Here is a 23,027-nt window from a genome sequence, read left to right as displayed (position 1 = left end):
ACGGCTCTTTTAAAGAATATTTGAAGCCTTGGTGACCAGAAAAATGGCGACACCGAGGATGGCGACGCCAACGGCGGCTGTCGCCCCCAGATCTCCCCATTTTTTCTTGCCAAGTTGAATTTCGTGGTAGGTGCCGAAGGCATGCCAAGCAACGCCACTGAAAATGACTGCGCAGATGATGAGGCCAAGCAAAGTAAAACCGTCAAAGGCGTAGTTCTGCATGGTTTGCATCAGGTTAGAGCCTTCCCCCCGGGTAGGAGGCTGAGACTGCGGAAGAGCCGCCATGGCCAGTTGGGGGAGAGCAAGCAACCCGATCAGCATGCGGCCCGGTTTTAAGAATGAAGTCATGGTGTATCTCCCATAGGGTCAACTAAGAACAAATGTGGTGAGGATCATGCAAAGCAGTAGGATGCGGACGAGCGAGGTCGAGGCAATCGTTCGATCAAGGTTGCCAGTGGCCCATCCTCGGTAGCAGCTCCAGATAGCCCAGGCGCCCCACATAAAGATGATGGCTACAGCGACGCCGACGAAAAACAGGTAGCTCGTCGAGGCAGGAAATCCTCCTGCCGCTTGAAACGCAGCAGCCTGAGCGCCGCTCATGCTCATGGCTTGCGTCCTTCGGTCGTGTATTGGCCTGACAGCTCAACAGGATCACGAGGCTGGGCTCGGGTTGGGGTTAGATAGCCCTCCAACCCATGACGAATTCGAGCGATATCACCTGCTAGACGCTGGTAATCGAAGAAGTAACGCTTGCCAGGTTCGTCGGCCACTTGAGCGCTACGACGTGCGGTGTCCTCTAAGGCATTCAACTGGCGGATCATCACGTCCAGGTTGGCCTGTTCGGAGGCTGAAGCAGCGGTCGCATGAGAGACAGGCAGGCCGCATCCAAAAAGTGCGATGAGGCCTGGCAAGGCAAGTCGGCAAGTGAGTGCAGTGAGACGCGGGTACTGGATCACGGCTGGGCTCTAGTCATTCCTGATGCCGTCAGCTTGCCGTGATCAAGCTATGGTCGCCGCAAGAAAACCATATTCAGGACTGTAAGGATTTCTTCTGACGGTACTGACACCATCAATCACAGTGGATAGGGCGTTTGAAGAACAGCAGATACCCGATGGGCAAGGCGAATCCGTAAGCCCAGCCTTGGGCGTTTTGATTGCCAACCTTGACTTCTCCTTTGACCACGGGCTGCACGCTGACCAGCTCCCAGCCTTCGCTGCCTAATTGAGCAAGGCGGTTTTGACGTTCAGAATCTTCCAGAAAACCCTGGGTGTCGGGTTCAGTGGTGGGCTCTTCGGACTTGAACATGAAGAGCTTTTTGGTTCTGACAACGTACTGAAAGGGAGAGAACTCAGTGTGGTATTCAAATTTCTGACGGCCCATGGCGACGTCCTCAATGTGCAGAGCTACCAGGGTTTCAATAATAAGCGCGTGCCAGCAATCTGAAATAGTTTGTTGCTAAGCGCGTGATTTCTGAGGTTGGAGTGCAGAGGTCCGAGCATCGACATAGCGCTGCATGATAGAAAGCACCATTGAGTTCAACGCTAGGATCTTCATCCCTCGCGTCACCGCCACGTACAGCAAATTCAACTCGTCATCTTTACGACCTTGATCGATATCGGGTGAAAGCGGATCAGCGCTAAAGTCGTCATACAGGCTGACAAAGTCCCACTCCAGCCCCTTGGCCTTGTGCCCAGTCGTGAGTGTCACGGTGGCGTCGAGCTCGTTATCTACAGAGCGGGAACGTAGGGTTTGGATCCGCTGGGGCAGGTCCGGATAGGCTGTAATGATCTTGATCGATCGCAACATCTCCGTATCCTGGCTTACCTCGGCTATTTCCACGTACTGTGAAAAGTCCCGGTAATCTCTCAACAGCCTGCGGTTCTGCACCTCATGGTTACGGTTGCGGCTGAATAGGTATAAATCTTCCAGATCGCGTAGCGAGTAGCTGTCGATACCGCCGACCCAGAAAATCTTGGGGTTGCTTGCGACCAGCTGCAGGGCGTTCTCGATGACGCCGGTCACGGTACGATGGATAAACGTGCGATGCGGTAGCTCTTCAGGCAGAGCCCGTTTAACCAGGGTATTGCAACCTAACCCCTGCAGCTTTCGTGTCTCACCCTTGTAAAAAAGAATGATGTTGGCCACATGCGCGACGGCAGGGCCGAAGCGAAAGCTTTGGGTCAGGTAGTGACGTTCGGCGTCGGCCATCCAGTCGCTGTTGAGCGCATCTTCTGCGCCGCGGAAGCGATAGATCTGCTGGTGGGGATCGCCGACTGCCACCTTGCGGACCCGTTGTATTTTTACTATGTCGGCAATAACTGGGTTCACGTCTTGACCTTCGTCGAGCAGAATGGCGTTAAATCGTTCGCTCAGGTCGGGCTTGCTTAGCTGATACAGCTTCAAGTAAGCGTCATGGGTGATCGACATTGCTGTGTCCTGCAGATCGATCATCCGGTTCCAGATGGTTTTAGCCACGTTTAAAGCATTGTTCAGGAAACGTTCCTGGGCACTTGTGAGCATTCGTTGCCCCTGGAATCTGGGAAAATGCACACGGCCCAACTCGTCATCGGCGCTGGCCATGAAGTTGTTAAGCGTGCTGAGGACATCCCGCACGAGCTCCCAGTCCTGGGTGTTGATGGCCCTTGCGATGTCCGTCAGGCGTAAGTTATTGGTCTGCTTGGTGGCGTACTGACTGCCATAGACTGCATATGCGAGGCCATGCGCCGTCTTACACACCACGTTTCTGCGTGGAAAGCGGCCCCTGGCAGCGAGCTCGACGGATTTGTTGTAGCAGAGGTAGAGCATTTTCACCGAGGCGTGTTGTGTGGCGTAGCCCACCAGTGTGGTGGTTTTGCCGGTACCGGCAAAAGCCTGAACCAGTAGCTTGTCAGCCGTGGAATGGATGATGGGCTGCTGTTCTTGTGTCCACTGCATGGGCAGCTCCTAAAGGTATTTTTTGAAGCTTGAAACGGTGATGTAAACGGACACACCCAACAGCACGGCGCAGGGCAACAGAATCAAAAGGGGGCTGATGCTGATGGGGATGGCCAGGTAGACCGTCCAGGGCACGATGGTCAGCGGAATGATCGTCCCCCGGGCTTTGTGATACAGGTAACTTGACTCGCGGCCGGAGCCGAATTTTCGTAGATCACGCCGCACCAGGCCATCGACCAAGCCAGTGAACGCCGCCAGTGCGAACAGCGGAATCGTCAACGTCAGAATGACCATTCGCACACAGAAGGTCAGGACTGTGTATAACGCGGCTAAGCCATAGTCCTGGAATTTGATCATCGCCCGACCGAGTTCGTAGCGAAGGTTCAAGGTTCCCGTTTGTTGTGGTGATGTTGAGCGAGCGTACTGTGTCAGTGCATTTATATTGTCCTGCATGCCGGTTTTCACCATCAGCCAGTCATAGACCGTTTGTGCCAGCCAGGTTGCCGTACGCCCCGGTTCTTTGATGACAACGCTGTGCAGCAGATCCTGGGACAGCCAGCCCAGTTCATGTTGGAACATCTGCTGAGCATGTTTCCAGCCGGCATCCGGCCAGAACGTGTACATGCAAAGCCATTCAACGACGATGGCGCCGAGCAAGGAGCCGAACATCACCCCCAAGAAATGAAAAGGGGTAGAGAACAGCATGCCCAGGAAGTTTTTTTGACCTTCCTGCTGTTGCTGGGCTTTTTCCGCGATATCGGCCATGGCTCTGTTCCTTCAAGCCTATGCGGCTTTTCCGTTATTGGCCATCTGGCGGAAGTCGTCTACCAAGTCATCAGGAAGCGACTCACTTAGTGCGTCATATCCCGGTGCTTGCCACCAGTCGCTGCTGGTTCCGGATCCTTTACGCATGCCCTCAACCAAGGCCTGAAGATCCTTGGGCATCACTTCATCGGGATCGCTTGCCGGCAACGGCATACGAATCTTCCACAAATTCCCGCCCTCTATCAGGGCAAAGCATTGCCCCTTGGGTAGGGCAACCACATGCGCCGGTTCGATCATCGGTACGCTGACACTTTGGATCTGATCGTGAGTGTTAGAGGTGAAAGCGGTGTTGCCGTTAATAGCGTCGTTTGCACTGCTTGCTGGTGTACTGGTAAACACCTGGACCTTTGGCAACTGGTTGGTCAGCAGCTCGGCGGTTGCAGTCTCACGTACACGTAACATGAACAGGTTGTTGAAGTTACCGATGACTTGGCCAGCTTTAGCCCGGTTACCGATTTTTGCCTCAATATCGCTCATGGTTTGGGTATAGGCCGTGACCTGCATGCCGGCACCACCGCCTTTGTTGATCATCGGTATGAATTCATCGCCCATCAGTTCGTTGAATTCGTCCGCATGTACGTTAATTGCTACCTTGCCGCCGGTGGCCCCGGGCAAGCCATCATCGATGCCAAACTTATAGATGTGACCCGCAACTGACACCAGGTCGCTGAACATCGAGTTGCCCACCGCTGCAGCTACCTCTGTATCAGATAAAGCGTCCAGGCCGACATAGACCACTGCCCGTTTGCGGATGATCTGCATCCAGTCAAAGATTGGTCGTGGGTCCTCAAGATCCATGTAGTCGGGAGATAGCAGCTCTGCAATCCGGCCTGTGGTCAGTTTTTCCAGCAATGGCAGAAGGCTGGCCACGATCTTGTCGAAATAGGTTTTGTCATAGCGTACGGCTGATCGCAGACCCTCCATCACTGGGTCGGAGATGCGTTGCTGAGTGAGGTACATGTCCAGGGCCACCACGCGTAGCGGTCGATCCTTCATGGCGAAACTGAGGTTCTTACGATCGATCTTTCCTTCCAGCTCAACGATGGTTTGCCAGGCTTTGGGATCATTTTCAGCAAAGTGCTTCTGCGCATACTCAATAAACAGCGCGTCAATGTTTGTCACATGCTTGAGGATCTGTTCATAGTCCGGCCGACGTCCCAGTGCCACGAGGGCGCGCGCGATGATGTTGACGAAACGCCAGGCGAATTCCCGGAATGCCGCGGAATTGCCTTCCCCCGAAAGTTGGCCGGCAATGCGGGTGGCAACCTCCGAGATCCGACCAAACCGGCCGACGGCGTTGTAGCGAGCGGAGTGATCGGGCCAGCCTAGGTGGAACACGTAGAATTCCTCCAGTCGGTTTGCGCGCTTGCATTCGATGTACATGCGCTTCAGGAGGTCTGCGTCGCCTTTAGGATCGAAGACAATCACCACTTCGCGGTCCAGGTCCATTTCTACATTGCGCTGGCTTCGATGAACGGGTTGCACGCGGCGCCCCATATGAACGCGGCGCCGGGGGCTACGGCGGGTACGCCTGATGTCTTGGGTGATAAACAACTCTGCCAAGCGGGTTTTTCCAACACGAGTAGTCCCCAATACAAGGGAGTGTCCAACCCGCTCACCCAGTGGCAGGCTGACATCCGCTTCGTTCGGCTCTATACCGTGTAAGCGCGGTAGCCCCCCGACTGGAGGAAGTGGACGCGCCGGGTTAAATGGCACATCCCACGAGGTAGCCTTTGACAGCAATTTGAGTGGAAAGGGTGCGAACTCCAGACGCTCCTCAATTCTGCGAGCAAAGGTATAGATAGACGTGGGCTCGACATACTCGGCGTACTTTGGGAGGTAAGTCTCCATCAACCGCTGAGTATGTTTTTGGGTCCAGCGAAAGCCTTTACCGATGAATAGCCGCTCATTGCTGACCGGCATGTCTTTGCTGGTCATGGTGTAGTGGGGTAGGCGCCGAATATTGCGCCGGTAACGCAGCACTACCAACGCTTGTTTGAGGCGGACGAACCCTAGACCCAGAAAGCCTGTACCGGCAACCATGCCGAATAAAGGCGTCAGAGCAACCGCCCAGGGCGCGAAAATACAGAGCAACGCCGCAGCGGCACATACGCAAACTGTGTACAGCTCAACAGCAGGGCGTAGTAACGACTCAATGGTGTAGGAGGTGGTCATGGATCACTTCCTATGAGTGAAAGGGGACAATGGCCCCACTGTTTCGAAATGGAAAACGACTGGCTTGCCTGTCTCAGCGATCAGCCCATAGGACTTGGCCAGGCGGTATATGGGGTGGTAGCTGTTAAGGGAGTTGACGTGTCCAGCAATGCGCTCTCGCCAGACTTCTAGTGGCATCGCTGCCTTGCTCAAATTACACGGCACGCACGCGGGCATCATGTTGCTGATGGCGTGGTTCTCTGGCCGCCCCAAAATGATGGCACCGGAGTACTTGCCGTCCACCCTCTCTGGTTCTCGCCATACTGCTTCCATGTGGTCCGCATGCCACCGGTCACCCAACAGCACACCGCAGTATGCGCAATGGCCCGCGAATTTAGCGTGAAGCTCGCAGCGTTGCTTCTTGGTCAGCTTCATGGGGCCGGGATCCTCCTTTCATGCGTGATGATGAATTGGCCAACTCTTGCCTCGCTTGCTCAACTGCCTCGGGCAGTCGTTCTTTTAGCCGCTGACATAGCTCCACCTCGTCACCAGGTACGCGGGCGATGACGGTGCCGCCATAGAGCTTGGCGACATAGGTGACCTGTTCAAAAAGCAGTTGGCCTGCTCGTGGGTCATCTGGTTGCTTGATGACCAAGGTGATGTGCGTAAGAGAGGCCATACCCTGGTTACTGCTGGATCGTTGTGGCAGTGATCAACAGCGGGTAATGCTGGACTCCCAAGCGCTGTGCCAGATCATTTGATGGAGCCGGGACCAACTGTAGATTTCCTGCCCATCGTTGGATTTCGGCAAACCGCTCGGCGCTGGCCACGTTAACCACAAGGCCCACTGCCTGCAGTTGCTGTAACTGATCGCGGCGCTGTGATAACCACTTTCTGGAGCTTTCATCGTCGCCTACAAGAAACAATGGTTGCAGGCCAGGTGCATTGATTACCCGGCCCTGTACCTGCCCGGGTGTCAGTTGGTCAGAGCGCACTGGAAACGAGCCTTGCCCACGCACACCAATATTCTCTGACTGTGCTGACTGCTCAGTAGGTTCTGGAGCCAAGTACTGGTAGTAGGGCAGAGCGGAAACACCCCCTCGGTCTTCAACAACAATCAGCGAGGTGGCATGCACTGCCATGGGGGAGGCCAAAGACAGCAAAACAGGCAGATGCAGCAATCTATTCATGGATTATTCGCCATCAGGTTGATACCGGTGACCCGGCTGAGGTGTTTGGCAAAAGCTCGTCGGTATCGGGCAGCGGGTTCGCCTCCGGCAGGGCGGTGGTACCGACCAGCAGCGGTGATCCAGTCGCCTCCTTTGGCTTTTTGCTCAGCCAGGATGTGGGCCGTAACCGAGAGGTTTTTGTACGGATCCAGCCCTTCGCAGGGATAGCTATAACGGTGGCCGTTGGCACCGATGTTGGTTTGTCCAAGCCCGACGTCGACTCTATTTGGGCCTGCGGTCTGAAGGGCGATCATCAACGCTCTGCAAGCATCGCTGCGTGTCGCAAAGCGATATCCGGCGCCGGCGACATTCAACGTCCAGGGCCAGGGGACGATCTGGCCGCGAAGTCGGGTGCCACTCTCTTGCAGTGCAACGGAGTACAGCACCTCGGACGGAACGCCGGCAGGCAGGGCAATCAACTGATAGGCCGGTGGCGGAACCTCGGCACCGTTAGCAAATGCCGCGGTGAGCAGTAGCCCCCCCGTTAAAGCCGCGCGAATTACAGACGCTGCCATTGTCCATTCACCTCGCGTACCACGGCCGGCAGCTCACCGCCGAGTCCAAGGCCAAGCCATCGACCGGCATCGTGATTCAATGTGATCTGTCGGCTTCTCACGCTGGCCGGTTCGACTCCAGCCAAGATGGCCCAGCGGCGAATTATTTCGTCATCACCTTGACTACCAACGAAGTACAGATCAAAGGACTGTTTCTGGTTTTGTAAGTCTTTGACGCGGTCAATACATGCGTTGCAACTGTCTTGAACAAAAACGGCTAGTCGTCCAGTGCCTTTCACAGCAGTTAACGCTCCCGAGCCAGGAGCAGATGCAGGGTTGGACGATAGTTGGATGACTTTTTCATTGGGGTAAAGACGTGCGAAGGCTTGGTCATAGGCCCTTTGGTACGCCAGTTCCTTATCGATACGCTGTCGCTCGGCTCGCACCTGCAGCTCTGCATAGCGTCGCCGCTCCTCCTCCGACTTCGCTTCGATGCCAAGTGCTGTCAGAGGATCCAGGCCTGGCGAATAGATTCCGCGAGGACCCTCCATCACAGTTTGAAAACGGGACCATTCTTGGGGGGTCAATCCCCACTCGCGGGCGAGTTCTGTCTGACTTGCTCCTTGAGAAGAGTTGTGAACTTCACTGTTCTGAGTGTTCGAGATCGACGTTGATTGCCCCGAAGCCGCATGACAGCCGTATGCAAACGCGAAGGTGGCCAAGCCTGCAATGAAACCCAAAATGTTCCTGGGCTTCATTGTTTTCGAGGAAGTGGTAGGGGAGTGCATAAAGGAGGTCCTATTGCGCGACGGTTACGGTTTGAGGTGTTCCGGCCACGTCAAAGCGTGCGGATCTTCCGTCCAGCGCGTTGAGTCGCCAGGCGGTGCCCGCCACAGCGTCACCAGGTCGGATAAGGTAAATTTGATTCAACTGCGTGCTGCCAGGCGGTGCTACGGACAAAAAGCGTTCACCGCCGCGATACTCGATACCGACAACGGTAAAAGGGGGTGTTTGCGGTGTGACAGTGGCGGTAGCGGGCGGTTTTGGCCGCTTTGGTTGGCGGGCAACGGGCTTAGGCTTGGGCTTGAGGGGCACAGCAGTGGTTTGTTTGATGCGTGACTGACTGAGTTCTTGAAGACGGCTATCGAGTGTTTCGACGCTGGCTTTGAGGACTAGCAATTCACCAGCAGACGCAGCATTTTGAGAGATTTCTTGCGCTGACTCCGTCGCTTGCTTTGCATACGCTTGTGCGGCATCAATTCGATTCGATAAAGCCTGCTGCCCGGCTCGGAAGTCCTCGTTGGTCACCAGGTGGTTGCCGGCTACCGTGCCCAGTCGCTCATCGACTTTGCCAAGCCGCGTCAACAACGCATCGAGCGACTCTTTGTCTGCAGTCGCAGCCAAGCTGGTGCGGAGTTGGGAGAGTTGATGATGCTCATAACACAGAATGCCTGCCAATAATGCAAGGCACAGACTGAGTATCGCTGTGGTTCGAGTAGGGCGTGGTAGGTTCATGGGCGTCCTCGCGCAAAAGCGAATACACCCTCTCAAACCAGTCTCTTAGGTGCATCAGGAAATAGGTTTTCCAGGACGCATGGTTTTTGAAGTGTCGAGTTGGCCGCTGGTAAATTGGGATCGTTATAAAAAAATGGCCACCCGAAGGTGGCCGTCAAACTATGAAGCAATGAGCTGCCTTGCAAGTGTCATTTCAACTGAATCACCATCTTGGTTCAGCGAGTCGAGACCAGAATCTGGCACATCTCCCGACGTGCTTTGAATCACGGCGATTTTCTTGGCCATCAACTGCAGGCAAGTAATCTGAGAGCTGCCGGCATAGCCAAAAAAACACCCTCACTGGCTGCTTTTGCCCAATCCGCCATCACCGTCGAAATGCCTGTTGCAAGGTGTTGGGTAAAGCCATATACCGTAGCCCCACTGCGCGGAGTAAAGTCTTAAAAACCCGTGATAATGATCTGCGGAGTCAGAATAAAGTGGGTAACCGTCCGGCCAGGTCATCTACCCAGCTCTGCAAAGCGAAGACATGGTGTGCATTTAAATTAAGTGGACACCAATTCTAGCCTTTCAAGCGGGTATTTCATGCAGCCAACACGCCGTTCCTATTCCAAATCCTTCAAAGCCCAGATCATTCAAGAGTGCGCCCAACCAGGCGCTTCGATTGCCAGCGTCGCGCTCGGCCATAGCCTCAACGCAAACCTCGTCCACAAATGGATTCGGCTGCAAACGCAGAAAATTCCGGCACACCCACCTGCGGGGGCGAACTCCCATCCAGCATCATCGAATATCTGCGTTGAAATACAGCACCCGCGCGCCATCATCAAAGTGGACTGGCCCACTGAAAGTGCTGCCGCCTGCGCGACTTTTCTTCGAGATATTCTGCGATGATTCACATCGACTCCATCTGGCTCGCCACCGAACCGATGGCCATGCGCGCAGGCACCGAAACGGCGCTAGCCAAGGTGATCGCGGTGTTCGGTGCGGCGCAGCCGCACTGCGCTTATCTGTTCGCCAACCGCCGCGCCAATCGCATGAAAGTGCTGGTGCATGACGGCTTCGGAATATGGCTGGCGGCGCGCCGGTTAAACCAAGGCAAGTTCCACTGGCCTGGCATCCGCCATGGTCCTGAGATGGAACTGGATGCCGAGCAACTTCAAACGTTGTTGCTGGGGCTGCCATGGCAACGCGCAGGTTCTGGAGGCTCGATCACACTGCTTTAACGGCAGCCATTAGCCTATCGGTCTATCGTCGCGAAACGCCCGCTCTGGCAAAGTCCGGCGTATGACTTCTTCGCCCAATCTCGACCAACTGTCTCCCAATCAACTGCGCGTCCTCGCAGCGCAGTTGCTCTCGCAAGTCGACACTATGGGCAAGAAAATCAACCGTGATCAAACAGTCATTGAGAAACAGACCCACGAGATCGCCCAGCTCAAGCGTTTGAAGTTTGCCAAGCGCAGCGAGCAGATGAATCCTGAACAGGCCAGCCTGCTAGATGACCTGATCGATACTGATATCGCGGCGATTGAGGCCGAGCTTCAGGCGTTGCAAATAGCACCAGAGGCGACCGAGGAAAAGCTAAGGCCCAAGCGCACGGCATTGCCGGCAGAATTTCCGCGAACGTTGATCCATCACGAACCGGACAACACTCACCGCCCATGCGGCTGCGCCCTGAAGCGCATCGGTGAGGACGTTAGCGAGAAGCTGGACTACACGCCCGGCGTGTTCACCGTCGAACGCCATGTCCGTGGCAAGTGGGTCTGCGATAACTGCGAAACGCTGATCCAGGCACCGGTTCCGCCGCAGGTCATTGATAAGGGCATCCCGACTTCGGGCCTGCTCGCACACGTCATGATCGCCAAGTTTGCTGACCATCTGCCGCTTTACCGTCAGGAATCGATCTTAGGTCGAGCGGGCTTGGCGATTCCACGTTCAACCTTGGCTCAATGGGTTGGCGTGACCGGAGTTCAGTTGCAGCCGCTGGTCGATGCGCTGCGCGAAGTAGTGCTTGGGCAACAAATCATCCACGCAGATGAAACACCGGTGCAGATGCTCATGCCGGGAACAAAGAAAACCCACCGCTCCTATGTGTGGTCCTACGCTACCAGCCAGTTCTCGGATGTGGCAGCGGTGGTTTATGACTTCAGCCCCAGTCGCGCCGGAGAGCATGCTCGCGACTTCCTTCAGGACTGGAATGGCAAGTTGGTCTGCGACGATTTTGGCGGCTACAAGGCCAGCTTTGAACTCGGCGTGACCGAGATCGGCTGCATGGCCCATGCACGGCGCAAGTTCTTTGAACTGCACGCTACGAATAAAAGCACGCTCGCCGAGCAAGCCCTGCGCTATATCCAGTTGTTGTACGAAATCGAAAGAGAAGTCAGAGACCTGGAGCCGGATTTACGGCGCCGAATACGGCAAGAAAAAGCCGTACCGGTGAAGGATAGGCTGCATGCCTGGATGAACGCGCAGCGTGATCTTGTGCCCGAAGGTTCGGCCATCAGCAGAGCGCTCGATTACAGCCTTAAACGCTGGGCAGCGCTGTCGCGCTACCTCGATGACGGGGCGGTTCCCATTGATAATAATTGGGCGGAGGTGCGACACGAAGTCGCTTAATGAAGTTGTTCCCCCTTGGTGGGAACCACCCGTGTCACCGGGTGAATCTAGAAGGCTGAATCAAGAGCGCCTTCGACAATGTTACGAGGCGCCGCAAGGTGCGGGGTACCAATCGTGAGAGGCGTACCCTTCTGGCAGCCATGGCCGGACAAGTGCTAGATAGTTGGTATGGTGAACACACGTGAATCTGCGCAACGATCGTTAAATTAAGCGAGCGGAAATGGCTTACACGCTCGAACCAAAATGGTAATGGAGGTGGGAACTGCGTCTTTCTACTACGCATTCGTGACCCACATGCCTCCCGGTCGATAGCAGGCACCTAACCCGACGCACTTCAGTAAGCGGAACGTGGAAATCCCGTATCGCTCCCGTCAGGGAAAGCCGTTTGTAAAAATTGCCCATGGCGGTGCGGGCGAAGGAACGAGGAAAAAGCGAACGCCGTCCTGTAATGGGTTGGATAGAGGTTGAAACATCACTTCACGCGAAAGCGGGCAGACGTCCTCATGGTCTCTCTTCACACGAGAGTAGGTAGAACCCTTTCAACGGAAGGAGAGCAAATGAACGCAGCAGCATTGGCGTGTGCACCTTCCGGCACGTCGTGGGACAGCATCGATTGGATCGCCGTACAACGTCGTGTCAGAGGGCTGCAAGCGCGTATTGTGAAGGCTGTACAAGATGGCAGACATAACAAGGTGAAAGCCCTGCAATGGCTGCTGACTCACTCGTTCAGTGGCAAGGCATTTGCTGTGAAACGGGTGTCTGAAAACAAAGGCAAAAATACCCCCGGCGTGGACAAGGTTACTTGGAATACGCCTAGGGCCAAGCTCGGCGCGATAGAGTCGTTGACGCGGCGAGGTTACTCGCCGCTCCCGCTTCGGAGAGTGCTTATTCCGAAGAAAAACGGCAAAACGAGACCTCTTGGAATTCCCGCGATGAAATGCCGGGCCATGCAGGCGCTTCATCTGCTGGCTCTGGAACCGATAGCGGAAACTACCGGCGACCCGAACTCTTATGGGTTCAGGCCGGAACGCTCAACTGCGGATGCCGTCGCACAGTGCTTTGGTGTGCTGTCACGAAAAGCAAACGCGGAATGGGTGTTAGAGGGCGACATTCAAGGCTGTTTCGACAATATCAGCCATGACTGGTTGATCGCCAACATTCCCATGGACAAGGCGATTTTGCAGAAATGGCTCCGGGCTGGTTATGTCTACCAAAAGCAGCTATTCCCCAGCCACGCCGGAACCCCGCAGGGAGGCATCATATCCCCGGGGTTGGCGAACATGACGCTGGATGGGTTGGAAGCGATGCTGGCGAAGAGATTTCCCAACGCGAAGTGGACAGCCCGAAAAATGCGCGTGGTGCGTTATGCAGATGATTTCATCATCACTGGTTGTTCGAAAGAATGGCTGGAGAATGAAGTCAGGCCCGCCGTGGTTGAATTTCTGGCAGAGCGTGGACTTGTCCTCTCTCCGGAAAAAACCAAGATAACGCACATAGGGGACGGGTTCGACTTCCTCGGATGGAACCTGCGCAAGTACAACGGCAAGCTCCTGATCAAGCCGTCCAAGGCGAACATCGGGGCTCTACTTGCCAAGCTGCGAGAGTTGATCAAGACCAACAAAACGATACGACAGGCTAACTTGATAGGTTTGCTCAACCCGGTTCTACGGGGCTGGGCGAACTATCACAGTCATGTCGTCGCCAAGAAGGTCTTCAACCAGGTGGACAGCGCAGTGTGGGAAATGCTCTGGCGATGGGCGGTACGTCGCCACCCTCGCAAGACACGCCGATGGGTGAAGGATCGGTATTTCAAAGTACAAGGGGCGCGCCGTTGGGTGTTCTCGTGTACTGAAAAATCCGCCGATGGTCGGAAGCGTCAGTACACGCTAGTAGACGCCTCAGACACACCGATTGTGCGACATATCAAGATTAAGGCTGCTGCCAACCCTCACGACCCTGCATGGGATGAGTACTTCGAGTCCCGCTGGGGCAAGAAGATGCTCACTTCCGTTAAAGGTCGAGCCAAGCTGTATCGGGTATGGGTGCAACAGGGCGGCAGGTGCTGCGCCTGCTTCAAGCCGGTGACCAAAGACACACCGTGGCACAGTCGCCATATTGTGAAGCTAGGTCATGGCGGGACGGACGCTGCGGCTAATCTTGAGATTTACCACCTGCGTTGCCCACGAGATGTGCAATTTGCCAATGTCGACGATGTATAACCGGGTGCCCAATGGCGCCTTAGCAGAGGCTTGAGCCGTGTGCTGGGAAACTCGCATGCACGGTTCTTAGGGGGTTGGACGCGGGCAACCGCGTCTGACTACCCGACAACCAGATCCGGCCATGGGCTCTTGGGCGCAAGAACTGGCTCTTCGCCGGGTCGCTACGCAGCGGAAAACGGGCTGCGGCGATCATGAGCTTGATCCAGTCAGCGCGGCTGAATGGCCATGATCCGTACGCCTATCTAAAGGATGTTCTCACGCGCCTGCCGACGCGGCGCGCGAGTGAGATTAACAAGCTGCTGCCGCACAGGTGGGCACCTGTTTAATCGCGCAGGGTGTTTTGTGCTTATGTCTTCCCTGGCATCTACATTTTGCGCCACACCAAAGCAGGAATTGCTCGGATGTAAATTAGTTCGCTGACCAACTCAATCAGCGTTTGAGTAATCACTGCTGCCGCAGCGAGCCCTCTGATTTCCTCGGGCAAGGCCAATGCCAATGGTAGAACTACCAATGAGTTTCGTGTCGAACTGCTGAAAGCGACAGATCTTGCCGTGCTAGCCGGTAACTTAAACGCCCGAGCCACCAGCGCACCCACCACGGGTGCCAAGAGCATGAAACCAATGTAGACGGGAATAACAGGCAGCAGCTTGTCCATGTCTCTGACCACCGTTGAAATCTGAGAGCCGATCACTACGACCAATACAGCCGCCATAGCTGGCACAGGCATCCAAGCCCATACATTGTTCCAGCCCTCAACGATGCGTGACCCCTTTGCCCCGGCAGCTGTTGCTACTGCCAAGACCAAGGGTAAAGCGATCAGCACTACGAAGGCCTCAACAAATGGGCCGACCGATATAACCACCGCCGAGTCATCACTCACCATGAAGGCTAGATAGAGGGGTAGTAGCACAAGCTGAAGCACGAGTAGTAATGGTGTTGCCGCCAGAGTCAGTTTGGAGTCGCCCTTACCGATATGGGTAAACACAACAACATAATCGATACAAGGCGTCAGCAAGACCAATAGTGCGCCCACCAAAATCGCCGGGTGGTCGGCTAGGCCCATCGTCAACGCCCAAACCAACAGGGGGATGGCGACGAAATTGGCGGTCAGCAGCGCGGTCATGAAACGCTTGTTTGCAAGCCCTTTGCGAAGATCCAAGAATGGGATCTGCAGAAACATGGCGTACATCAGCACAGCGATGGCTGGTGTCACCAACGCACCTAACGCTTGAGAGGCATCAGGTGCGAGCAGGCCCCCGATAGCCGCGACAATGACCGCGACGAAGTAAACGGGAATCTGGTTCTTCTCTAGCTGTTCTCTGTCCACGGAATGCCCTTAAAACGCGTGAAATCATTTTTCGATTGAGCAGGTTAATATCTGTAGCTACTACAGGTTCAAGAAAATGCTTGGGGAGTTTGGATGTCAGGAATCGGAGCGCTGTCGAAATCAACGGGTTGCCACATTGAAACGATTCGCTACTACGAGAAAATAGGCCTTCTCCCTCCGGCCCTACGGTCGACAGGGCGGCATCGAATCTATACCGAAAAGCATCGGTCACGACTCATCTTCATCAGGCAGAATCGTGAACTGGGCTTTCCACTCGACGATATCCGCGAACTCATTGCGCTCGCGGCAGATGCTGATCGTCCGTGTGCTGATGCGTTGTCGGTGGTCAAGAAGCACTTGGCAGAAGTGGAATCTAAGGTAGCTAAGCTCCTGCAGATCCGGATAGAGCTGCTCTCAATGGCAGGCACGTGTGAGTCAAGATGCCTAGGCTCGAACACTCCAGACTGTACGATTATTGAGTCACTGTTCGAACCCGCTGCTGGGGCTCGCTCTGGTTGCTGCTCCTAGACGAGTCAAGAGCATAGGGGAGCAAGCTGCCATTGAAACCGAATAGCGCGATAGTCTCGACAGGGTCTTTCGAGCGTCCGTCTACACCAAACGGGCTGGTGCAAGATGTGTTCGGCAGACGCTTACTAAAGTGGTGCGCCACTGCTGGCATAAAAATATCAAGCTATAGTGTTTGGGGCCCTCAATCTCGTGACCGTACTGAGCGAACGCTTACACGGCAGACGTTTGCCAGGGCATATACCTATCAACTGAAGGAGCAAGTTCTATGGCCATCAAACCTGGGCCCAAGCCAATTGCCGAATCAACCGGCAAGACAGACCAGCGTCGCCGTGTAACCCCCGAGAACAAGCCTAAGCATCCCGACCTGGACGTGCATAAGCACAAGAAGGGTGATTGATGAGACCCCGCCAGACATGGCGGGGTTTTATTCTCGGTTAGCAGGTGTCACCGGATTTCCAGTGGGCATCTCCTAATTAATGCCGAAAAGCTTGTAGTAGGGTTGTTGAGGAGGACATGCTGGTGCGACTGTGTCGAGGAGCTTTCTGGATATTTCTACCCTTAACCCTGTCGGCTACCGATGGTAATGAGCGCTTAGAGAGGTCTACAGCCGACACATGCCAATGGCGTCGAAAACCATCATGGCGGATTTCTCCAAACGTTTACTCGTAGGCTTCACAACGCGATTGACGACTTGCTCGATATGCATGACTCCCAGGGTGAAAGCTGAGTGGGCATTTGAGGTGCTGACCAACCTGGCTGATGCATCGCAGCATGCAGCTATCAGGCGCTCGCACTGAGGGACGTAGACTCGAGCGGCGCCCTCGGCCCAGTCGAAATTTCAAACTCATTGCTTGACACTGTAGCTACTACAGGCTGTTCAATGACGCCATATCCTTATTGGTAGATGCGTCATGAGCCAGGAAAACCCGTCGAAAGCCAAATTGCACCTCGTGCCGAAGTCGGACGATTGCTGTTCTGCTGACCCCCGCGAGACCTTCGCCAAACAGGTTCATTCTCGTGCACATCATGTTGAGCATGGGCCTGATCACGCCGAGAGCTTGGGCAGAACGGGATCGCATGCGTGCGGTTCGAAGGATTCTCAGCCTTGTGGAGCCAAGTCCACCGACCATAATCAAGACCATAGCGCACACGATCATGGCACTTCAGCTCAAGCCCATTCCGATGCCGACCATTGCTGTTTGAGCAAAGTGGATTCCGCAGGGGCGGTGACTTCACATTCGGCCATGGCTGAGCCAGAAGGCACGACCCTGGTTCGGTATCGCATTGATAAGATGGATTGCCCTACCGAAGAGCGGCTAATTCGTAATCGCTTAGAGCCGATGCCTGGCATCGCACGACTTGATTTCAATCTGTTGGATCGTGAGCTGACAGTGCATCATCGCTTGGATGATCCGAAGGCGATAGTCATCGCTTTGACCGCGCTGGATATGGGGCCCAATCTCATCGAGGCCGGCGCAACCCCGAATGCCATTTCACCTGCTCTGACGACGCGCTTGAAAGGGCTGCTGGCGGTCAGCGGTCTAGCTGCCATCGCCGCTGAAGTGATCGCTTGGACGACCGGACAGGAGGGTTCTTTGCCTGTAATGTCCTTGGCTGCGCTGTCCATTCTTACTGCTGGTCTACCAACTCTGAAGAAGGGGTGGATCGCTGTAAAGAACTTCACATTGAACATCTACTTCTTGATGTCTTTGGCTGTCTTGGGTGCCATGGTGATTGGCAAGTGGCCGGAAGCCGCGATGGTGGTTTTCCTTTTCGCTATTGCCGAAGCCATCGAAGCACTCTCACTTGAGCGAGCGCGTAACGCGATTAAATCGCTGACTGCATTAGCTCCTGAGACTGCGGAAGTCATGACCGAAGCTGGCTGGAAAGAACACCCGGTTGAGAATGTCGTTCTCGGCAGCCGTATTCGTGTTCGCACAGGGTCGCGGGTACCGCTGGATGCGAGGGTGGAATCTGGTCGTGCTGCTCTCGACCAAGCCCCTATCACTGGTGAAAGCTTGCCAGTAGATAAGGCAGAGGGGGATCCGCTATATGCTGGCAGTATCGTGACAGACGGCGTCGTGGAGGCGACTGTCACGGCAGTCGCTGGCGAAAGTACGCTCGCTCGTATTGCTGCCGCGATTCAGGATGCGCAGTCTCAGCGGGCGCCGACGCAGAGGTTCGTTGACCAGTTCGCACGGTATTACACCCCAGCCGTAGTGGCGGTGGCATTTCTTGTTGCCGTTTTAGGCCCAGTGCTGCTTGGTGGTACGTGGGGTGAATGGTTGTATGAGGCCCTGGTGTTGTTGGTCATCGCGTGTCCTTGTGCCTTGGTCGTCTCAACGCCTGTCACTGTTGTGAGTGGTCTTGCCGCAGCCGCACGGCATGGAATCTTGATCAAGGGTGGTGCCTACCTGGAAAGCGGGCGCCTGCTGAAGGTGGTTGCTCTGGATAAAACAGGCACGTTGACTCAGGGCAAGCCAGTTCTGACTGACTCAGATATATTCAGTGACTTGTCTATCGAGAAGGCAACTTTGATTGCTGCGAGTCTTGATGAGCAAAGTACCCACCCAGTAGCGAAAGCATTGGTCAATGGGTGGAAATCGCAGCAGCCTGGCGCTGTGGCTCTGCCTGTCAGTGACTTCAGTGTGCTAAATGGCCGAGGCGTGAAAGGCACGATCGACGGTCATCTTTGGCATCTAGGCAACCATCGTTTGGTTGAGGAGTTGGGCGTGTGTTCTTCGGAGCTGGAGGCCAGACTTTCACGGCTTGAGGAAACTGGCAAAACGGTGATCGTGCTATGCGGCAATAGCGGCCCCGCCGCGATATTCGCGGTCGCAGACACAGTCCGACCGGAGAGTGTTGAAGCTGTGGCTGCTTTGAAGGCTTTGAACGTGGTTCCAGTAATGCTGACTGGGGATAATCCTGCGACGGCGAGGTCGATCGCTGAGCAATTGGGCATCGAGGATGCCCGTGGAAATCTGATGCCAGAGGACAAGCAGACTGCAGTCGCTGAACTCAAACGCAGATATGGCGCCGTTGGGATGGTTGGTGACGGCGTTAATGACGCCCCCGCCTTAGCGCAATCCGATATAGGTTTCGCAATGGGAGCCGCAGGGACAGCGACAGCTCTCGAAACAGCTGACGTTGCGATCATGGACGACGACCCTCGAAAAATCGCGTACTTTATCAGCCTGAGTCGCCGATCCGCCTCGGTTCTAAAGCAAAACATCATTTTGGCTCTGGGCATAAAAGTTGTCTTCTTGGCGTTGGCTCTCTCTGGTTTCGCGACATTGTGGATGGCCGTTTTCGCCGACATGGGGGCGAGCTTGCTCGTCGTATTCAATGGCTTGCGGCTGCTGCGTCGGTGAAATGGCTGCTGCGTTTTATATAGCTCATTCGCTGGAGGAGAGAACCATGCACTGCCCAGTTTGCAAAGAAGTACTGTTGGTAATGTCGGAACGTCAAAACGTTGAAATCGACTATTGCCCGCAATGTCGAGGTGTTTGGCTTGACCGGGGAGAACTCGACAAGATCATCGAGCGTAGCCAGCAGGAAGAACAAGAAGCTCGTTTTCTTCCACAGAGCGTATCTCAGTCGCTGCAAGGTACACCTCCGTCTGAACCTGTGTATGCCCAGCCGTCTTCTGGCCACCATGACAACAAACGCGGCACTAAGCACGGCCACTCCGCGCCGCAGCCTGGTCACGGTGGTGGTTGGCGGGACGGATATCAGAACGGCCATCAGAATCAGTCGAGGCATCAGGAAGAGCAGGTTTATCATAAGAAATCGTTTTTACGGGAAATTTTCGACTAATATTTGCTTGGATACAGCGATCCGCTAATCAGACTCCAGCCGGAAGATTTGATCAGCCGGCTGTAGCTTTTTCGAAACCCGGTATCCGGTATTCAACCAGTTTAGTAGAGCGGTTCCTCAGCCACTAGCGGGCCCGAAAATCCTGTAAAACCGTCTCTCCCCTTGACTTGCTCATCCCAATTACCGGGTAGGCGCTGCGTCGGTCACCTGACTCCATTCCGAGCGATCCCACGGGCATACCGAAGGCAGCTATTCCGTCCAGATTGGCTCGTCGACTTAGTTCAGCAATTTGTGTGACCGGAACATGGCCTTCGACGAATTTCCCACTTACAACTCCCGTGTGGCACGACGCCAGATTTACGGGTACGCCGAGCTTCTCGTTCATATCGCTAATGTTGTTTTCCATATAGTCGACCACTCCTTCAGATAAGCGATCCACCTGGTCCAGCAGCCACAGTTAGGGGCTTTGTAGACGGCAATTGATTACGCTGCCTGTAACAATGAGGCTGCATTTAGCGTTGCAACGAGTGCAATGACTTGAACGGTCTTTTTGAATGAATTCATGGCTGATGCTACTTAACGAAGAGAAAGAGAGGAGGAGTTAGCGTGCATAGCCTCACCGACGGTGGCCAGATGGCCGTGACTGGGGTTCAGTTCCAGCCGCTGGTTGATGCGCTGCGCGACGTGGTTCTCGGGCAGCAGATTATTCAAGCCGATGAGACACCTGTGCAAATGCTCATGCCGGGAACTAAGAAAACCCACAGTTCTTATATTTGGTCCTATGCCACCAGCCAGTTCTCGGACGCGGCAGCGGTGGTTCACGACTTCAGCCCTAGCCGCGCCGGAGAACACGCTCGCAACTTCCTGAATGACTGGAAGGACAAGCTGGTCTGCGATGATTGTGTCGGTTACAAAGCCAGCTTCGAACTAGACGTGACCGAGATCGGGTGAATGGCTCATGCGCAACGTAATTTCTTTGAGCTGCACGCTAAGAATAAAAGCACGCTTGCGGAGCAAGCTCTGCGTTATATCCAGTTGTTGTACGAAATTGAAAGCGAAGTCGCGATCTGGGGCCGGATTTACGACTCCGAATACGGCAAGAAAAAGCTGTACGGGTGATGAATATGCTGCACGCCAGGTTGATTGCCTAGCGTGACCTCGTGCCTGAAGTCTCAGCCATCAGCAGAGCACTCGATTACAGTCTCGAACGCTGGGCAGCGCTGTCGCGCTACCTCGATGACGGGGCTGTACCCATAGACAATAACTGGGCAGAGAACCAGATCCGATCATAGGGCCTTGGGCGCAAGAACTGGCTCTTTGCAGGGGCCTTACGCAGCGGAAAACGTGCGGCAGCGATCATGAGTCTGATCCAGTCTGCGCGCCTGAATGGTCATGATCCGTATGCATATCTGAAGGATGCTCTCACGCGGCTGCCGACGCAGCGGGCGAGTGAAATCGATCAGTTGCTGCCGCAATCTTTTTAATCACGCAAGGCGTGATGCCCGGACGCTTATGGCGATACTCAAGCTAATGCAAAAGTTCTGACGATTGAGCAAGTGTGACGGCTTAACCCGACGGCAAGGGGAGGTGTCGAATATCGTCAACCATCAACGCAAAACGCCGTAATCGTTTCAATATGTAGCTTTCACTGTAGAGTTTAAAAGCGTTATGCAATGAGCTTGCAAGGTATCTAGAGAGCCGGAGTGATTCACTTGCTCGCCTTCAGAGATCATAGAGTATGCGACCTTTAAGTCACGACCGTATTGTCCACTCCATGGCATGCTTAGGCTTCATGCCCCGGTAGATTTATCATATCCACACGCAACTACATGGATATGTGCGCCGTGGCACCGTCACGTAGTTCGTCTCACCAGATTATGAGAGTATCAACTGATAAAAATCCACGTTCCTTGAACTACACTTTATCATCGGCAACTACGTTACTCACAAATACCTAAAGTGAAAGCGGGTCTGAACGCTTCCACATACATTGGACACTGAAATCCAGCTTGTGGATAAGCATTATCGAGCGCTGTTTCGGGGGGGTATGGTGTTTTTTCGCACCACGGTTTTGGACCGGTAGGCGAGTTGAAAGCTTCGATTAGCAAGTTTTTTGCGCGCCGAAATGTATATCCGACGCGGTAGGCCAGAAGCGCCAAGTGAAAGACAAACTTGGATGAAACCTGAAGTGCCCGTGAGTCGGCGAAATCACAGGAGCGTATGTGATTGCTTCAAGAACAGCACGCTAGCGTTTTTCTAGAACATATCCTACGCCTCTGAGTGTATGTATCAGTTTGTTTTCAAAAGGATCATCCATCTTGGCTCTTAATCTTCTAATTGAAACTTCTACAACATTTGTATCGCAGTCGAAATTCATGTCCCATACCTGAGATATGATCTGTGTACGACTCAGGACAATTCCCGTATTTCTCATTAAATAGTGCAGAAGTGCGAATTCCTTCGTTGTTAAGTCGATACGCTGACCGTCTCTAAACGCCCTATGACGGCTTTGATCCAGCTCCAGATCGGCTACGCGAATGATCTCAACAGATGCTGGATTATCAGACCTGCGCATCAGTGCGCGAACTCGAGCAAGCAGTTCCGGGAATTCAAAAGGCTTAATTAGGTAATCATCTGCACCATTCTCTAGTCCTCTGATTTTATCAACCAAGCGACTTCGAGCAGTAAGCATCATAATTCTACAAAGACAATTGTTTCTTCGCAACAATTCAAGTACCTGCCACCCATCCATCTCCGGCAGGTTGATATCTAGGATGATTAACTCGTACATATGTTGTTTGGCCAGAAAAAGCCCGTCGTATCCGGTATGTACGCAATCCACGATATAACCGCTCTCCGTAAGGCCTTGGCGCACATATTCGGCAGTTTTTACTTCGTCCTCAATTACCAGAATTCGCATTGGATTTTGTCTCGATATGACTGAGCTGTTTTAACTACGCGAATGCGCTGTCATCATTGGCAGGAATGATAATTCAAAACCACTTGGGTGGGGGCTAAATAACGTACTTGTAATCAGTGAGCAATACACTTGATAACATCGCGATATATTATATCGTGGCTCGGACCAACCAGTTGCGGGTTATTTCTCTACTGCTGAATTGACCTTATGAAATGTTGGGTTGTTTTTTTTATTATGGCCATTTTATTCCGTGCAGATGAGGGCGATTTTTCTCATGCTGAAGAAGGCGGTCACTGGTGCAGTCATGAACTCCATCGGGACGCGGTGCGCGTACTCGAAGATTTACTCGAATTTTAGGTAAAAAAAAGCGCCCCAGGGGGGCGCAAAATATTCACCTTTTACCAAAGGAGCATTTAAGCAACTCAAGGTGAATTCTTTAAGCTCGCTATTTTTGTT

Annotated in this window: 23 protein-coding genes and 4 pseudogenes; 10 read left to right on the top strand and 17 right to left on the bottom strand. The window is 54.1% G+C overall.

Annotated features, from left to right (window positions below; all coding sequences use genetic code 11):
• Positions 1 to 9 precede the first annotated feature (9 nt).
• The 14 genes and pseudogenes from AC4PS6_RS25555 to AC4PS6_RS25490 form a co-directional block, all read right to left on the bottom strand.
• Positions 10 to 348 (bottom strand): TIGR03745 family integrating conjugative element membrane protein, encoded by a 339-nt coding sequence (locus AC4PS6_RS25555; protein WP_008437401.1) that lies wholly within the window; start codon positions 346 to 348, stop codon positions 10 to 12.
• A gap of 18 nt (positions 349 to 366) precedes the next feature.
• Positions 367 to 606: a TIGR03758 family integrating conjugative element protein gene (locus AC4PS6_RS25550; RefSeq protein ID WP_008437400.1), complete on the bottom strand. Its 240-nt coding sequence runs from the start codon at positions 604 to 606 to the stop codon at positions 367 to 369.
• Positions 603 to 911, bottom strand: a complete 309-nt coding sequence (locus AC4PS6_RS25545) for an integrative conjugative element protein, RAQPRD family (RefSeq protein ID WP_178110642.1) — start codon at positions 909 to 911, stop codon at positions 603 to 605. The genes AC4PS6_RS25550 and AC4PS6_RS25545 overlap by 4 nt, the downstream gene beginning before the upstream one ends.
• Before the next feature lie 157 nt (positions 912 to 1,068).
• Positions 1,069 to 1,380, bottom strand: coding sequence for a hypothetical protein (locus AC4PS6_RS25540; protein ID WP_008437393.1), 312 nt, complete (start codon positions 1,378 to 1,380; stop codon positions 1,069 to 1,071).
• Between the two features lie 75 nt (positions 1,381 to 1,455).
• Positions 1,456 to 2,934 carry a UvrD-helicase domain-containing protein gene (locus AC4PS6_RS25535; protein WP_008437391.1) on the bottom strand — a complete coding sequence of 493 codons (1,479 nt, stop codon included), beginning with the start codon at positions 2,932 to 2,934 and terminating at the stop codon, positions 1,456 to 1,458.
• 9 nt (positions 2,935 to 2,943) lie between these two features.
• Complete coding sequence (locus tag AC4PS6_RS25530) at positions 2,944 to 3,699, bottom strand: TIGR03747 family integrating conjugative element membrane protein (RefSeq protein ID WP_008437388.1); 756 nt, start codon at positions 3,697 to 3,699, stop codon at positions 2,944 to 2,946.
• Positions 3,700 to 3,717: 18 nt separating this feature from the next.
• Positions 3,718 to 5,934 carry a type IV conjugative transfer system coupling protein TraD gene (gene traD, locus AC4PS6_RS25525; protein WP_024073353.1) on the bottom strand — a complete coding sequence of 739 codons (2,217 nt, stop codon included), beginning with the start codon at positions 5,932 to 5,934 and terminating at the stop codon, positions 3,718 to 3,720.
• Between the two features lie 3 nt (positions 5,935 to 5,937).
• Positions 5,938 to 6,348, bottom strand: a complete 411-nt coding sequence (locus tag AC4PS6_RS25520; protein WP_008437384.1) for a hypothetical protein — start codon at positions 6,346 to 6,348, stop codon at positions 5,938 to 5,940.
• The gene (locus AC4PS6_RS25515; RefSeq protein ID WP_024073354.1) at positions 6,308 to 6,592 is read right to left on the bottom strand and encodes a hypothetical protein; all 285 of its coding nucleotides are present in this window, start codon (positions 6,590 to 6,592) and stop codon (positions 6,308 to 6,310) included. Before AC4PS6_RS25515 ends, AC4PS6_RS25520 begins: the two co-directional genes overlap by 41 nt.
• Positions 6,593 to 6,599: 7 nt before the next feature.
• Positions 6,600 to 7,103 (bottom strand): integrating conjugative element protein, encoded by a 504-nt coding sequence (locus AC4PS6_RS25510; RefSeq protein WP_008437383.1) that lies wholly within the window; start codon positions 7,101 to 7,103, stop codon positions 6,600 to 6,602.
• Positions 7,100 to 7,657 carry a lysozyme family protein gene (locus tag AC4PS6_RS25505; RefSeq protein ID WP_339233003.1) on the bottom strand — a complete coding sequence of 186 codons (558 nt, stop codon included), beginning with the start codon at positions 7,655 to 7,657 and terminating at the stop codon, positions 7,100 to 7,102. The genes AC4PS6_RS25510 and AC4PS6_RS25505 overlap by 4 nt, the downstream gene beginning before the upstream one ends.
• Positions 7,642 to 8,394 (bottom strand): TIGR03759 family integrating conjugative element protein, encoded by a 753-nt coding sequence (locus AC4PS6_RS25500; RefSeq protein WP_024073355.1) that lies wholly within the window; start codon positions 8,392 to 8,394, stop codon positions 7,642 to 7,644. The genes AC4PS6_RS25505 and AC4PS6_RS25500 overlap by 16 nt, the downstream gene beginning before the upstream one ends.
• Before the next feature lie 40 nt (positions 8,395 to 8,434).
• Positions 8,435 to 9,151, bottom strand: coding sequence for a hypothetical protein (locus AC4PS6_RS25495; RefSeq protein ID WP_024073356.1), 717 nt, complete (start codon positions 9,149 to 9,151; stop codon positions 8,435 to 8,437).
• A 159-nt stretch (positions 9,152 to 9,310) separates the two neighbouring features.
• Positions 9,311 to 9,542 (bottom strand): annotated as a pseudogene (locus tag AC4PS6_RS25490) (DEAD/DEAH box helicase); the annotation flags it as partial.
• Positions 9,543 to 9,733: 191 nt separating this feature from the next.
• Here AC4PS6_RS25490 and AC4PS6_RS25485 point away from each other — a divergent pair.
• From AC4PS6_RS25485 to AC4PS6_RS25465, 5 genes and pseudogenes are all read left to right on the top strand, one after another.
• Positions 9,734 to 10,039 carry a transposase gene (locus AC4PS6_RS25485; RefSeq protein ID WP_093235877.1) on the top strand — a complete coding sequence of 102 codons (306 nt, stop codon included), beginning with the start codon at positions 9,734 to 9,736 and terminating at the stop codon, positions 10,037 to 10,039.
• Positions 10,036 to 10,371 (top strand): IS66 family insertion sequence element accessory protein TnpB, encoded by a 336-nt coding sequence (gene tnpB / locus AC4PS6_RS25480; protein WP_024073357.1) that lies wholly within the window; start codon positions 10,036 to 10,038, stop codon positions 10,369 to 10,371. Before AC4PS6_RS25485 ends, tnpB begins: the two co-directional genes overlap by 4 nt.
• A 61-nt stretch (positions 10,372 to 10,432) precedes the next feature.
• A pseudogene (gene tnpC / locus AC4PS6_RS25475) lies at positions 10,433 to 11,740 on the top strand (IS66 family transposase); the annotation flags it as partial.
• A gap of 578 nt (positions 11,741 to 12,318) precedes the next feature.
• On the top strand, positions 12,319 to 13,980 hold the full coding sequence (ltrA, locus tag AC4PS6_RS25470) for a group II intron reverse transcriptase/maturase (RefSeq protein ID WP_024073359.1): 1,662 nt from the start codon (positions 12,319 to 12,321) through the stop codon (positions 13,978 to 13,980).
• Between the two features lie 104 nt (positions 13,981 to 14,084).
• Positions 14,085 to 14,306: pseudogene (locus tag AC4PS6_RS25465) on the top strand (transposase domain-containing protein); the annotation flags it as partial.
• A 38-nt stretch (positions 14,307 to 14,344) separates the two neighbouring features.
• Here AC4PS6_RS25465 and AC4PS6_RS25460 read toward each other — a convergent pair.
• Positions 14,345 to 15,307 carry an arsenic resistance protein gene (locus tag AC4PS6_RS25460; RefSeq protein ID WP_024073360.1) on the bottom strand — a complete coding sequence of 321 codons (963 nt, stop codon included), beginning with the start codon at positions 15,305 to 15,307 and terminating at the stop codon, positions 14,345 to 14,347.
• A 93-nt stretch (positions 15,308 to 15,400) separates the two neighbouring features.
• Here AC4PS6_RS25460 and AC4PS6_RS25455 point away from each other — a divergent pair, with 93 nt between their 5' ends.
• The 4 genes from AC4PS6_RS25455 (at position 15,401) to AC4PS6_RS25440 (ending at position 19,651) form a co-directional block, all read left to right on the top strand.
• Complete coding sequence (locus AC4PS6_RS25455) at positions 15,401 to 15,835, top strand: MerR family transcriptional regulator (RefSeq protein ID WP_024073361.1); 435 nt, start codon at positions 15,401 to 15,403, stop codon at positions 15,833 to 15,835.
• A 265-nt stretch (positions 15,836 to 16,100) separates the two neighbouring features.
• A complete protein-coding gene (locus AC4PS6_RS25450) occupies positions 16,101 to 16,232 on the top strand; it encodes a hypothetical protein (protein ID WP_024073362.1) in 132 nt (43 codons plus the stop codon).
• Positions 16,233 to 16,746: 514 nt separating this feature from the next.
• Positions 16,747 to 19,206, top strand: a complete 2,460-nt coding sequence (locus AC4PS6_RS25445; RefSeq protein WP_024073364.1) for a heavy metal translocating P-type ATPase — start codon at positions 16,747 to 16,749, stop codon at positions 19,204 to 19,206.
• Between the two features lie 46 nt (positions 19,207 to 19,252).
• A complete protein-coding gene (locus tag AC4PS6_RS25440; protein WP_073844972.1) occupies positions 19,253 to 19,651 on the top strand; it encodes a TFIIB-type zinc ribbon-containing protein in 399 nt (132 codons plus the stop codon).
• Between the two features lie 124 nt (positions 19,652 to 19,775).
• Here the strand turns inward: AC4PS6_RS25440 and AC4PS6_RS25435 are convergent, their stop codons facing one another.
• Positions 19,776 to 20,057, bottom strand: coding sequence for a DUF411 domain-containing protein (locus tag AC4PS6_RS25435; protein ID WP_181125140.1), 282 nt, complete (start codon positions 20,055 to 20,057; stop codon positions 19,776 to 19,778).
• A 233-nt stretch (positions 20,058 to 20,290) separates the two neighbouring features.
• On the opposite strand from AC4PS6_RS25435, the pseudogene tnpC (AC4PS6_RS25430) reads away from it, so the two are divergent.
• Positions 20,291 to 21,135, top strand: a pseudogene (tnpC, locus tag AC4PS6_RS25430) (IS66 family transposase); the annotation flags it as partial.
• Between the two features lie 761 nt (positions 21,136 to 21,896).
• Here tnpC (AC4PS6_RS25430) and AC4PS6_RS25425 read toward each other — a convergent pair.
• Entirely contained in the window at positions 21,897 to 22,571 is a 675-nt protein-coding gene (locus tag AC4PS6_RS25425; protein ID WP_019818115.1) for a heavy metal response regulator transcription factor, read from the bottom strand.
• Positions 22,572 to 23,027: the final 456 nt, after the last annotated feature.

This window comes from Pseudomonas sp. DW-iso17, from assembly GCF_058725345.1.
The sequence above is the reverse complement of the archived record's forward strand: the minus strand, read 5'-3'. Positions and strand labels throughout refer to the sequence as shown.

Excerpts from the sequence above, each read along its gene's own strand:
- AC4PS6_RS25505 (WP_339233003.1), bottom strand. The coding sequence starts at position 7,657 with ATGGCAGCGTCTGTAATTCGCGCGGCTTTAACGGGGGGGCTACTGCTC.
- tnpB (WP_024073357.1), top strand. The coding sequence starts at position 10,036 with ATGATTCACATCGACTCCATCTGGCTCGCCACCGAACCGATGGCCATG.
- ltrA (WP_024073359.1), top strand. The coding sequence starts at position 12,319 with ATGAACGCAGCAGCATTGGCGTGTGCACCTTCCGGCACGTCGTGGGAC.
- AC4PS6_RS25530 (WP_008437388.1), bottom strand. The coding sequence starts at position 3,699 with ATGGCCGATATCGCGGAAAAAGCCCAGCAACAGCAGGAAGGTCAAAAA.
- AC4PS6_RS25425 (WP_019818115.1), bottom strand. The coding sequence starts at position 22,571 with ATGCGAATTCTGGTAATTGAGGACGAAGTAAAAACTGCCGAATATGTG.
- AC4PS6_RS25450 (WP_024073362.1), top strand. The coding sequence starts at position 16,101 with ATGGCCATCAAACCTGGGCCCAAGCCAATTGCCGAATCAACCGGCAAG.
- AC4PS6_RS25550 (WP_008437400.1), bottom strand. The coding sequence starts at position 606 with ATGAGCATGAGCGGCGCTCAGGCTGCTGCGTTTCAAGCGGCAGGAGGA.
- AC4PS6_RS25510 (WP_008437383.1), bottom strand. The coding sequence starts at position 7,103 with ATGAATAGATTGCTGCATCTGCCTGTTTTGCTGTCTTTGGCCTCCCCC.
- AC4PS6_RS25485 (WP_093235877.1), top strand. The coding sequence starts at position 9,734 with ATGCAGCCAACACGCCGTTCCTATTCCAAATCCTTCAAAGCCCAGATC.
- AC4PS6_RS25555 (WP_008437401.1), bottom strand. The coding sequence starts at position 348 with ATGACTTCATTCTTAAAACCGGGCCGCATGCTGATCGGGTTGCTTGCT.
- AC4PS6_RS25500 (WP_024073355.1), bottom strand. The coding sequence starts at position 8,394 with ATGAAGCCCAGGAACATTTTGGGTTTCATTGCAGGCTTGGCCACCTTC.
- AC4PS6_RS25535 (WP_008437391.1), bottom strand. The coding sequence starts at position 2,934 with ATGCAGTGGACACAAGAACAGCAGCCCATCATCCATTCCACGGCTGAC.
- AC4PS6_RS25445 (WP_024073364.1), top strand. The coding sequence starts at position 16,747 with ATGAGCCAGGAAAACCCGTCGAAAGCCAAATTGCACCTCGTGCCGAAG.
- traD (WP_024073353.1), bottom strand. The coding sequence starts at position 5,934 with ATGACCACCTCCTACACCATTGAGTCGTTACTACGCCCTGCTGTTGAG.
- AC4PS6_RS25435 (WP_181125140.1), bottom strand. The coding sequence starts at position 20,057 with ATGGAAAACAACATTAGCGATATGAACGAGAAGCTCGGCGTACCCGTA.
- AC4PS6_RS25520 (WP_008437384.1), bottom strand. The coding sequence starts at position 6,348 with ATGAAGCTGACCAAGAAGCAACGCTGCGAGCTTCACGCTAAATTCGCG.
- AC4PS6_RS25455 (WP_024073361.1), top strand. The coding sequence starts at position 15,401 with ATGTCAGGAATCGGAGCGCTGTCGAAATCAACGGGTTGCCACATTGAA.
- AC4PS6_RS25440 (WP_073844972.1), top strand. The coding sequence starts at position 19,253 with ATGCACTGCCCAGTTTGCAAAGAAGTACTGTTGGTAATGTCGGAACGT.
- AC4PS6_RS25495 (WP_024073356.1), bottom strand. The coding sequence starts at position 9,151 with ATGAACCTACCACGCCCTACTCGAACCACAGCGATACTCAGTCTGTGC.
- AC4PS6_RS25540 (WP_008437393.1), bottom strand. The coding sequence starts at position 1,380 with ATGGGCCGTCAGAAATTTGAATACCACACTGAGTTCTCTCCCTTTCAG.
- AC4PS6_RS25515 (WP_024073354.1), bottom strand. The coding sequence starts at position 6,592 with ATGGCCTCTCTTACGCACATCACCTTGGTCATCAAGCAACCAGATGAC.